The organism is Parabacteroides sp. KHUB-03, assembly GCF_056640975.1.
On record NZ_CM153257.1, the window covers coordinates 3,410,882 to 3,422,014 of the forward strand.

General features: G+C 39.7%; 7 protein-coding genes. 2 read left to right on the forward strand and 5 right to left on the reverse strand.

Going from position 1 to position 11,133, the window contains the following annotated elements; genetic code table 11:
* Nucleotides 1-172 precede the first annotated feature (172 nt).
* Nucleotides 173-2,404, forward strand: coding sequence for a polyribonucleotide nucleotidyltransferase (locus ACYIB7_RS14595; RefSeq protein ID WP_103983608.1), 2,232 nt, complete (start codon nucleotides 173-175; stop codon nucleotides 2,402-2,404).
* A 78-nt stretch (nucleotides 2,405-2,482) separates the two neighbouring features.
* Here the strand turns inward: ACYIB7_RS14595 and ACYIB7_RS14600 are convergent, their stop codons facing one another.
* From ACYIB7_RS14600 to rpsO, 3 genes are all read right to left on the reverse strand, one after another.
* Nucleotides 2,483-4,132, reverse strand: coding sequence for an AMP-binding protein (locus tag ACYIB7_RS14600; protein ID WP_099464627.1), 1,650 nt, complete (start codon nucleotides 4,130-4,132; stop codon nucleotides 2,483-2,485).
* A gap of 11 nt (nucleotides 4,133-4,143) precedes the next feature.
* Entirely contained in the window at nucleotides 4,144-4,728 is a 585-nt protein-coding gene (locus tag ACYIB7_RS14605; RefSeq protein WP_099464628.1) for a helix-turn-helix domain-containing protein, read from the reverse strand.
* 160 nt (nucleotides 4,729-4,888) lie between these two features.
* Nucleotides 4,889-5,158, reverse strand: coding sequence for a 30S ribosomal protein S15 (gene rpsO / locus ACYIB7_RS14610; protein ID WP_099464629.1), 270 nt, complete (start codon nucleotides 5,156-5,158; stop codon nucleotides 4,889-4,891).
* Between the two features lie 170 nt (nucleotides 5,159-5,328).
* Between rpsO and typA the strand changes: the two genes are divergently transcribed.
* Nucleotides 5,329-7,125: a translational GTPase TypA gene (gene typA / locus ACYIB7_RS14615; protein ID WP_103983610.1), complete on the forward strand. Its 1,797-nt coding sequence runs from the start codon at nucleotides 5,329-5,331 to the stop codon at nucleotides 7,123-7,125.
* Nucleotides 7,126-7,305: 180 nt separating this feature from the next.
* Here the strand turns inward: typA and ACYIB7_RS14620 are convergent, their stop codons facing one another.
* Both ACYIB7_RS14620 and ACYIB7_RS14625 read right to left on the reverse strand, forming a co-directional pair.
* On the reverse strand, nucleotides 7,306-8,832 hold the full coding sequence (locus tag ACYIB7_RS14620; protein WP_103983611.1) for a DUF4434 domain-containing protein: 1,527 nt from the start codon (nucleotides 8,830-8,832) through the stop codon (nucleotides 7,306-7,308).
* Between the two features lie 103 nt (nucleotides 8,833-8,935).
* Nucleotides 8,936-11,119, reverse strand: a complete 2,184-nt coding sequence (locus ACYIB7_RS14625) for an LruC domain-containing protein (protein WP_480337574.1) — start codon at nucleotides 11,117-11,119, stop codon at nucleotides 8,936-8,938.
* Between the last annotated feature and the right edge of the window lie 14 nt (nucleotides 11,120-11,133).

Below are 11,133 nucleotides of genomic sequence, written 5' to 3' on the forward strand. Positions count from 1 at the left end.
GCAAATATACATTAATTTGCAATTGTGACACTATTATTCTATAATTCTTCCGAGGTTTTTTACAAAAAACTACTTTTAACTCGTTATTTATTTTCATTTTCATGTATTTACACTCAAACTTTCATTACATTTGCAGCAATTTTTATAGATAGAAAAATAAGAAAAGAAGATTATGCTTAATCCAATTAACAAGACGATCGAATTAAGTGATGGAAGAACCATCACAATCGAAACCGGGAAATTGGCAAAACAGGCAGATGGTTCAGTTACTGTTCGTATGAACAACACTGTACTTCTAGCTACCGTATGTGCCGCAAAAGATGCAAATCCCGGTGTTGACTTTATGCCGTTACAGGTTGAATACAAAGAAAAATATTCTGCATTTGGCCGTTTTCCTGGAGGTTTTACAAAAAGAGAAGGTAAAGCTTCCGACTATGAAATCCTTACATCACGTCTGGTAGACCGTGCCCTCCGTCCGCTTTTTCCAGACAACTACCATGCTGAAGTATACGTAAACATCATATTGTTTTCTGCTGATGGCGAAGATATGCCGGACGCATTAGCTGGTTTAGCAGCTTCTGCAGCATTAGCTGTTTCCGATATTCCTTTTAATGGTCCTATCTCTGAAGTACGTGTTGCCCGTGTTGATGGTCAGTTTATCGTAAACCCGACTTTCTCACAATTAGAAAAAGCGGATATCGACATCATGGTTGGTGCCACTTTAGACAACATCATGATGGTAGAAGGAGAAATGAACGAAGTTCAGGAATCCGAAATGCTTGAAGCCATCAAAGTTGCTCACGAAGCAATCAAGAAACAGTGCCAGGCACAGATTGAATTATCTGAAGCTTGTGGCAAATTAAACAAACGCGAATACTGCCATGAAGTAAACGATGAAGAACTTCGCAAAGATGTACACGACAAATGCTATGCAAGCGCTTATGCAGTTGCAACGTCAGGCATAGGCAAGCACGAGCGTGCCGAAGCTTTCGAGAAAATTATCGAAGATTATAAGGCTCAATTCTCCGAAGAAGAACTGACCGACGAAAAAGTTGAAATGATCGGCCGTTACTATCATGATGTAGAAAAAGAAGCAATGCGTCGAGCTATCCTTGATGAAGGAAAGCGCTTGGATGGCCGTAAAACAACTGAAATCCGTCCGATTTGGATCGAAACCGACTGTTTGCCAGGCCCTCACGGATCCGCTATTTTTACACGTGGTGAAACACAATCATTATCTACCGTCACATTAGGTACTAAATCTGATGAAAAGATGATAGACGACGTATTGAACCAAAGCAAAGAACGTTTCCTTTTACATTATAATTTCCCTCCGTTCTCCACTGGTGAAGCTAAAGCATCCCGCGGTGTCGGACGTCGTGAAATTGGACACGGCCATTTAGCATGGCGTGCCCTGAAACGTATGATTCCGGAAAACTATCCTTATGTTGTACGCGTCATTTCCGACATTTTGGAATCAAATGGTTCTTCTTCTATGGCAACTGTTTGTGCAGGAACATTAGCCCTGAGAGATGCAGGTGTAGCGATGAAAAAACCAGTATCAGGTATCGCTATGGGACTTATTTCCGAAAACAAAGGTACGAATTACGCTATCCTTTCGGACATCTTAGGGGACGAAGACCACTTAGGGGACATGGACTTCAAGGTTACCGGCACAGAAGATGGCATTACTGCAACTCAAATGGATATCAAAGTAGACGGATTGTCTTACGAAATTCTTGAGAATGCGCTAGCCCAGGCAAAAGCCGGCCGTATGCACATCCTAGGCAAGATAATGGAAGCACAACCGGAAACCCGTTCAGATTTGAAACCGCATACTCCACGCATCGAAACAATGATTATCGGTAAAGAATTCATCGGTGCAGTAATCGGCCCGGGCGGGAAGATTATCCAGGGAATCCAAGAAAAAACCGGAGCAACAATCACTATTGAAGAAGTAGATGGTGCTGGAAGAATTGAAATTGCAGGCAACAATAAAGAAACTATTGATGCAGCAATCAGAGCTGTCAAAGGTATCGTTGCTGTTCCAGAAGTAGGTGAAGTTTACGAAGGTAAAATATCTTCTATCATGCCTTACGGCGCATTTGTAGAGTTTATGCCGGGAAAAGATGGTTTGCTTCACATTTCTGAAATTGACTGGAAACGTTTGGAAACAGTGGAACAAGCAGGTTTGAAAGAAGGTGATACCATCTCTGTTAAGTTAGTCGATATTGACGCAAAAACAGGTAAGTTCAAACTTTCTCACAAAGTCCTTCTTCCTAAACCGGAAGGTTATGAAGAACGTCCGCCAAGACAAGAGCGCGGACCAAGACCGGAACGTGGCGATCGTGGTCCTCGTCAGGATCGTGAAAATCGTACACCATACCGTGACCGTCAAGAATAATCATTCATTATTATTATAAAGAAAGGGGCTATCTAACGAGTGTAGATAGCCCCTTTACTTATGTACTTATTATAATACTTATATTGGTTCTATTCCTTGTTCTTTTAGTAGCTGCAGGCTTAGATCTTTTAATTTAAACTTTTGTATCTTGCCACTTCCGGTCATAGGGAATGTGTCGATAAAAAACACATATTTGGGTATTTTGTGACGGGCAATTTTACCACGGCAAAAATCTTTTACTACATCTTCTGTCATGCTCACTCCTTCATGTAGAATAATGAAAGCTCCGGCTTCTTCTCCATATTTTTTTGATGGAACAGCTGCCACCTGCACGTCTTTTACACCTTCTAAATGATATAAAAATTCTTCTATTTCACGAGGATAAATATTCTCACCACCACGGATTATCATATCTTTGATACGTCCGGTAATACGGTAATTTCCGTTTTCATCTTTTACTCCGAGATCACCACTATGTAAGAAACCGTCTTTATCAATTATTTCAGCAGTAGCAGCCGGGTTATTATAGTAACCTTTCATATTATTATAACCGCGGTTACACATTTCTCCCTGTACGCCAACAGGGCATTCTTCTCCGGTTTCAGGATCAATCACGCGTACTTCGGTAAACTCGAAGTCACGTCCTACTGTATTATATCGTATTTCAGCCGGATCGTCAATTCGTGAATGAGTCATGCCCGGTGATGTTTCTGTTAAGCCATACACACTGGTTACGCGCATGAACATTTTCTCATCTACCTGTTTCATTAGTTCAACGGGACAAAGGGAACCTGCCATAATACCGGTACGGAGAGAGGTAAGATCAAACATCTTAAACATTGGATGATTCAGCTCTGCTATAAACATAGTAGGTACTCCATAAAGAGCAGTACACCGTTCTTTGTGAATAGAGGCAAGTACAACTAGCGGGTCAAACTTCTCAACCATAACCTGCGTACAACCATGTGTCAATACGTTCATAGAAGCTAATACTACACCAAAACAATGAAACAGAGGCACACAGCAACAAAGCTTATCATCTGCTGTGAACTTCATGTGTTCACCCGTTAAAAAACCATTGTTGGTTATATTATGGTGTGTCAGCATGACTCCTTTGGGAAATCCGGTTGTTCCGGACGTGTATTGCATATTCACAACGTCGTGGCAGTTTACTTTTGCTTTTGCTTCAGCTAATGTTTCATTACTTACATTATCGCCTAATAGCAATAATTCCGGGGTATTGTACATACCACGATATTTTTCCTGACCGATATAAACTACGTTTTTTAATACAGGAAATTTTTTACTTTTCAGATAGCCTCGTTGCGATTCTCTTAATTCGGGAAGCATAGTATAAACCATGTCAACATAACTTCCGTCGAATACACCGTCTGTAATACATAGAGTATGGATGTCTGCATTTTCAACCAGAAACTCTAATTCACTCTGTTTGTAATTGGTGTTGACTGTTACCAATACAGCCCCGATTTTAGCACCTGCAAAAAGGAATGTTAACCAATCCGGAACGTTTGTTGCCCAGATTCCGACATGTGTTCCGTGTTTTACTCCAATGGAAAGTAATCCTTTCGCCATGTTGTCGACACGTTTATTAAACTCACTCCATGTAAAGCGCAAATCACGATCGGAATATACAATATATTCTTTGTCTGGTGTGGTTTCCGCCCAATGCTCAAGCCATTGGCCGAGTGTTCTGTTTTGTAATTCCATATCTGTAAAGATTAATAAGGAGTATAAACAACACCTAAGATTCTGGCCGTACTGTCTGTTCCGGCATGTACATGATGGGCTACAATTGAATCATAATAAATACTATCTCCTTCTTCCAAGACGAACGTGTTTTTTCCATAGTTTATTTCCACTATACCATCTAATACATAGATAAATTCTTCACCTTCATGTGTAGAAAGAACGAAGTCTACACCTTCTTCCGATGGAGCTATATCAATCAGGAACGGTTCCATGTGGCGTCCGGATTTATCTTGTGAAAGCGAATGGTATTCCATGTGCTTTCGTTCCATAGATGCGTTGTTGGTGAAGCCTATGCTGTTTGTTTCATTGCTGTCTTTTTTGCGGCAGATGACAGGTCCTAATTCGGATTGGTCGTCGAGGAACGTTCCTAATCTTACACCGAATACCCGGGCTATTTTTATTAGAGGAGCCAAAGACGGAAAGTCTATATTTGACTCAATACGTTCAATCTGTTCCACTTTCAAACCTGAGCGTTCTGCAACTTCTTCGATCGACAATTGCTTTGATTCTCGGATGCTTTGTATTTTGGCACCGATTATTTTGTTATTTCCCATAAGTATGATTTTATATTAGAATCCGTATTAAGTTTGATATTTTGTAACCAAACGCCGCAAATTTACATTAATATTTTATTATACACTCAATAAGTAAAAGAAAAAGGGGTAGCTTTATGATCAAGCTACCCCTTTATAAACTTCGTATGAAGTGAATTTTTTACTTTCTTATACCAAGTTCTTTGATGATAGAACGATATCTTTCGATATCAACTTTTATCAGGTAATCCAATAAACGACGACGCTTACCTACCAACATCTTTAGTGCTCTTTCAGAACTATGGTCTTTGTGATTAACCTTCAAGTGTCCTGTTAAGTGAGCAATACGAACTGTGAATAAAGCAATTTGGCTTTCTGCAGAACCGGTGTCAGTAGCTGACTTTCCGTACTTCTCAAAAAGTTCTTTTTTCTTTTCTGAATCTAAAAACATGATTCTTGTTACTTTAATAAATTAATACTATGTTATCTAAGCGGATGCAAAGATATGGATTACTTTTTGATTTGCAAGACTTTTGTCTTTCTTTTTTATATTTTGGGCATTGAATGTCACTGAGATGTCATAAAAATATTGTATTTTTGTGCCCAATAAATTAGTCTTCAATGCAAAAGATCAGAAACATCGCGATTATCGCGCACGTAGACCACGGTAAAACAACACTCGTGGATAAGATGTTATTAGCCGGCAAGCTCTTCCGTGAAGGACAGGCTGAGCCGGATCAGTTCCTGGATAATAACGACCTGGAACGCGAAAGAGGTATTACTATCCTTGCCAAAAACGTATCAATTAACTATAAAGATTGTAAGATCAATATCATTGATACTCCGGGGCACGCAGACTTCGGAGGAGAAGTTGAACGTGTATTGAATATGGCAGACGGATGCTTGTTATTAGTTGATGCATTCGAAGGTCCGATGCCTCAGACCCGTTTTGTATTACAGAAAGCGATCCAACTCGGATTAAAACCAATTGTTGTAATTAATAAGGTAGATAAACCGAATTGCCGTCCGTCTGAGGTACAGGAAATGGTGTTCGACCTGATGTTTAGTTTGGATGCGACAGAAGAACAATTGGATTTCCCTACTATATACGGATCTGCAAAACAAGGGTGGATGTCTACAGATTGGAATCATCCGACAGAAGATATTACCGCTTTGCTGGACGCAATTGTTGAACATATACCAGAGCCTCAGGTATTGGAAGGTTCTTCACAGATGTTGATCACTTCGCTTGACTATTCCAAATATGTAGGCCGTATTGCGGTAGGTCGCGTACATCGTGGCGAATTAAGAGAAGGTCAGGACATTATGTTGTGTAAGCGTGATGGTTCGATGGTAAAATCAAGAATCAAGGAAATTGACGTTTTTGAAGGATTAGGACGTACCAAGGTAAATGCTGTTCAGTCTGGCGATATATGTGCTATTATCGGTATCGAAGGTTTTGAAATTGGTGAAACAATTGCAGACGCGAATGAGCCGGAGGCTTTGCCAACAATTGCTATTGACGAACCAACGATGTCTATGCTTTTTACAATCAATAATTCTCCATTCTTCGGAAAAGAAGGAAAGTTCGTTACTTCCCGTCATATTTTCGAACGTTTGCAGAAAGAATTGGATAAAAATCTGGCTTTGCGTGTTGTTCCTACAGACTCGGCAGATTCATGGCTAGTATATGGCCGTGGCGTATTGCATTTGTCTGTCTTGATAGAAACCATGCGCCGTGAAGGGTATGAATTACAAGTCGGACAACCGCAGGTTATCATTAAAGAGATTGATGGCGTTAAATGTGAACCGGTAGAACAGCTTACAGTTAATTTACCGGAAGACTGCTCGAGCCGTATTATTGATATGGTAACCAAGCGTAAGGGTGAAATGACTATGATGGAAAGTAAGAATGAACGTATGCATTTGGAATTTGTAATTCCCTCCCGTGGTATTATCGGTTTGAATAATGCTGTCCTTACCGCATCGGCCGGAGAAGCTATTATGGCACACCGTTTCTTGGAATATCAACCTTGGAAAGGTGATATAGAACGCCGTATGAATGGTTCTATCATAGCAATGGAAACTGGTACGGCTTATGCTTACGCTTTGAATAACTTGCAGTCACGCGGACGTTTCTTTATTGAACCTCAGGAAGAGGTATATGCAGGACAGGTTGTTGGAGAGCATACTAAGGAAAATGATTTGGTAGTAAATGTTACGAAATCAAAGAAACTTACAAATATGCGTGCATCCGGTTCCGACGACAAAGTCTCTTTGGCTCCTCCTACAGTATTTAGTTTGGAAGATGCTTTGGAATATATCAAAGGAGATGAGTATGTTGAAATTACGCCTAATAGTATGCGTATGCGTAAAATTATTTTGGATGAAATAGAACGCAAACGTGCCGGAAGATAAAATTTTTAACAGATAAAGTAGAGGTATAGGCGGTATAAATCAATTTATATCGCCTATATTGTTTTGTTTAAAAGCTTGCACATGCTGTGTTTTTTACGATTATTGCAGCTTCATTCCTCGCTCAATATATTTATTAGAAATTCATAGGTGCCCGCTTTGTATTTGTACATCCTTTGAATTTTAATTAAATTCGGGATTTACTAGTATTTCGTCTGCCAACAGCCAGTAATTGGCCTTGTTGGAGGCAACAATCTTAATGTAGCGTGCCTGTTCATTTAATCCGTCGGCTACAGCAATATCAATCCAGCAATCATGTATGTTATTAGGTGTTGTTTCCATTGCCACGGTCTTTACCTTTTTAAAGGATTCTCCATCCGTAGACAAATAGAAGTCTACCATATCAGGCAAAGCTATGGATTTAGGCAGATAGTTCAGGAAGCGGATTGCTAATGTCCGGATAACCTTTACAGAATCTAAATCTAATATGGCATCCATGTCTTTATCTTTAAATCCTAACCAATTCGGGTTTTTCATATCTTCATCACCTAGTTTCTTGTCTGTCAGATTTCCTCTATTATATTTAGAACTTGGTTGTGATATAAATGTTATATTCTTATCTATGGCATCGTGGTATAGATCATTTGTAAATGTAGCTTCTAACAAAGGCCAGCGTCCTTTCCCTGCTTTCCAATCCATATAATCCAGATAGGCTTTGGCTGACAAGCATGGTTGTCCGATAGGCATTTCCGAGCTCGGCTTGTCATATATACCATACATAGCAAAACTGATTACTTCTTCGGCGCCAGCCTTCGTTACTCCGGTCATTTGGGAAAGGAAACGCGGAAATGCTGCAGGGATTAATGCCGATTTTCTGGAATTTGTTCCTTTCTCCCAAGTAAACGATTCGTTGTTTGCCCAAAAACGGATTCCGGCTTTTTTATGAATATCGCATAGCTTACGGAAATTTTCTTTCATCAGAGGCAGTGGAAGTGTTTCAGGCACACACCCTATTTCATCTTGGAATGCAATAATATCTACTTTTAATTTTGCTATTTGTTCCCCGAACTTAGGATCATCTACATTTGATAAACGAACTCCATAAGGAGAAACCATTACTACAGCATCCGGTTTGCAACGGCGTGCTTCTGCCGTTAATGTATTAACAGCATCGACGGCATGTTCCGGCAGATAAGGATTAACGGCATCTTCAACCGGTAAATACCATCCGTAGAATGATTTATGATGACCGAATTTTGCGGCTACTTCTTCCATTATCCGTATCTGTGTTTTGCGTATTTCGGGTTTGCGAAGATCATCATCTTGGTTTTTAGCCCAGCCACAACTCATAAAAACCTGCATGTTATTACCATCGGCTGCGTTCATAATAGCTTCTACCGGACTTTCACGGTCTGCCGGATAGGCAGGTGGCATAAAGCTAGACGGGTAAAATGCCTTTCCTTCATTGGCGACGGCCAAAATGACCAGATAATTCACACCCATTTCCGACAGTTCTTTTACTTTGAGCCTCCATAAATCCGGGTTGGTATTATCTATATGTGCAGGGTTCATGTATTTATTGCGTACATCCTGATAAGTTAGATTAAGCCATGTTCCACGAACCGGCTTTGTTGTACTCGAATTGACTGTTTGTATGCTGCATAAAGACAGCAGCATGAATAGTGTAATAGTTTTCCCTAATATGTTCATGTTTTTCGGTAATATTAATACGATAACGCAAATAAGACCCTGATAAACGTATTTATACGTACAGGGTCTTATTAATTTTGTATTTTTTATGAATTCCGGTATTCTACTCTTCTGTATTTTTCGGAGGAATATAGAGATTTTCCTCGATTCCGTTTGTCCGGTCAAACCATGATGTATTTGTATGATTACCACTAGCCCAATTGGTATATCCGGGGTATGCCTCAGTAATATTTGTTCCCTCTTTAGGATAGTACCATGATTCGGCACTGGAGTTTGCTTTGGTGATATCCAATGCCCAGGCAAATCCATTATTACTACGGTAGAATGTGCTGACGCCATCCGACTTATCATCCATAGTACCGAACTTCTTTGTGTTTTTAGTTGTCGGTTTATAGTCGATAAGATGTGTTTCGTTGCCTCTGTTATCTACAAATATGAACGGATTGAATGCCAGTACGGTAATGCTGTTCGATTCTTCTGCAGACAATGTTTTTAAATCGATTCGAACCGTTTTTGGTGATGAAGGTATATGGGGTGTACCGGGATATGTATTAATTATACCACTCGTTCCTCCAAATACTTCCCGTATGTTATTATAAATAATAAATACAGGTTTGCTGCAATCAGATTCATAAATAACATTCTCTGATATATTGGCGATGTCGCTTTTGTTAATTTGCGGCAATTCTATACCGAAACCGGAAGTGCGCATGCCTCCGGCTCCTCTGACTAAGAAATCTAATTGTATTGCATTTAGCTGAGCAGTTTCTTTACTTTTAATCAGATTGTATTTGTAATCAATAACCACGTCGTTGTGATCATAGTCGCCGATACTTGGATGCATATCTTCGAAAGCCAGTGTACCGCACAGTTCACTTATGACATCTTTATTATTAGTATCTTCAAAGTTATCGTTTATGTCTGTGTTGGGCTTGACTACCGGATTAAAGGTGGTAAAAAATAAAATGTCATTAAAATCGTCATCCGATATTTTCCCGTTTTCTTTGGACATGGTAACCCTGTTCTCTGCTCCGTAGATGGTTCCGTTCAGTTCTTCAACAAAACGTCCTACAAATTGATTGTAACTTGGTTCTGACGGAAATCCTTTTATTGCCCGTATTTCTTTGTTCATAGGAGCAAGAGAGTACCGGTAGCTTTCTAATATTTTCATTCTCCATTCGCTGAAACGGTTTGGATGTTGAGCCATATTGGATTCTTTTCCATAACCGTTTTGTATCATGCACCAACCTATTTTTGTCCCTTTAGGAAAGACTTTCGTATATTTGTTTCCATCCCAGTAAAGTAATTGTACCCGTATTCCCGAAGGAGTGCATTCCGGATCCGTATTCGGGAATAATATATTTTTCCGTATTGTGCTCGCATCAGGAATAGTGCCTACCGGATAATGGAAATAACATAGTGTATTATAGGATACATTTTCGTTTTTCAGGCTGAATCCTCCATCTCCGATATAGGTTGCCCAGATTTCTGCTCCATTCGCGCTTGTTACAACCAAGTCGGTATTATTCTTTTCTTCTAATAAATATTTGTTTTCTTCTTTAAAGGAAACATTTAATTCAGGGAATAGCTCATCTGCTTTCTTGTTGACAGACACCATGTCATCTACAAAAGAAACGATACCTTTATAATTCACTAATGGAGAACCATTTGTATCGAGTGATGTATTTTCTGCCGGTTTGGGATTCTGTGTCGTATAGGCAGGTAAACCGTTGTAAGAATCGGTTGCTCCTTCGTAAAAGGTGTATACGTTGTTGACTGTTTCAGGAAATATTGCTATGGATGGGAACTCTTCTTCTGCTTTCAGGTTGCTGCTTCTTGTTCCGGATATAAAAGATGGGGAAGGACCTCGAAAAGTGACTGTTCCGGTTCCTTCTTCCGGTACTTGATAGGTTTGCATACCGCCAAAACCGGCAATATCTGTCCTGATATATAAAATCTTTACAGCATCCGGTACTGTTATATTGGCTGTGAGTATTCCATTTTCTCCGGTAATTCCATAGAATATAGGAGAAATATCTTTTAAATCTCCTTCGTCAGTATAAGGTGTTTCCGTATAGAAATAGAATGGAACACCTGCGGCATAATTACCTTTGCCGTTGATGGCAATCACTTCTACAGTTTTATCTTTTTTTGTTTGGAAGGTAAAATCATTCTCCTCGGTCAAAGGAGGCTTTGGTTCTTCTTTTTCCACATATACACCTTTCTGCTCGCAGGAAGAAAATAGTAGAAGGATTATACTCCCGATAAATGCTATTAATGATTTCATGGCATGTGTTTTTT

Bases quoted from the DNA above. Each gene is read 5' to 3' on its own strand.
- ACYIB7_RS14620 (WP_103983611.1), bottom strand. From the start codon at position 8,832: ATGAACATATTAGGGAAAACTATTACACTATTCATGCTGCTGTCTTTA.
- ACYIB7_RS14625 (WP_480337574.1), bottom strand. From the start codon at position 11,119: ATGAAATCATTAATAGCATTTATCGGGAGTATAATCCTTCTACTATTT.
- rpsO (WP_099464629.1), bottom strand. From the start codon at position 5,158: ATGTTTTTAGATTCAGAAAAGAAAAAAGAACTTTTTGAGAAGTACGGA.
- typA (WP_103983610.1), top strand. From the start codon at position 5,329: ATGCAAAAGATCAGAAACATCGCGATTATCGCGCACGTAGACCACGGT.
- ACYIB7_RS14595 (WP_103983608.1), top strand. From the start codon at position 173: ATGCTTAATCCAATTAACAAGACGATCGAATTAAGTGATGGAAGAACC.
- ACYIB7_RS14600 (WP_099464627.1), bottom strand. From the start codon at position 4,132: ATGGAATTACAAAACAGAACACTCGGCCAATGGCTTGAGCATTGGGCG.
- ACYIB7_RS14605 (WP_099464628.1), bottom strand. From the start codon at position 4,728: ATGGGAAATAACAAAATAATCGGTGCCAAAATACAAAGCATCCGAGAA.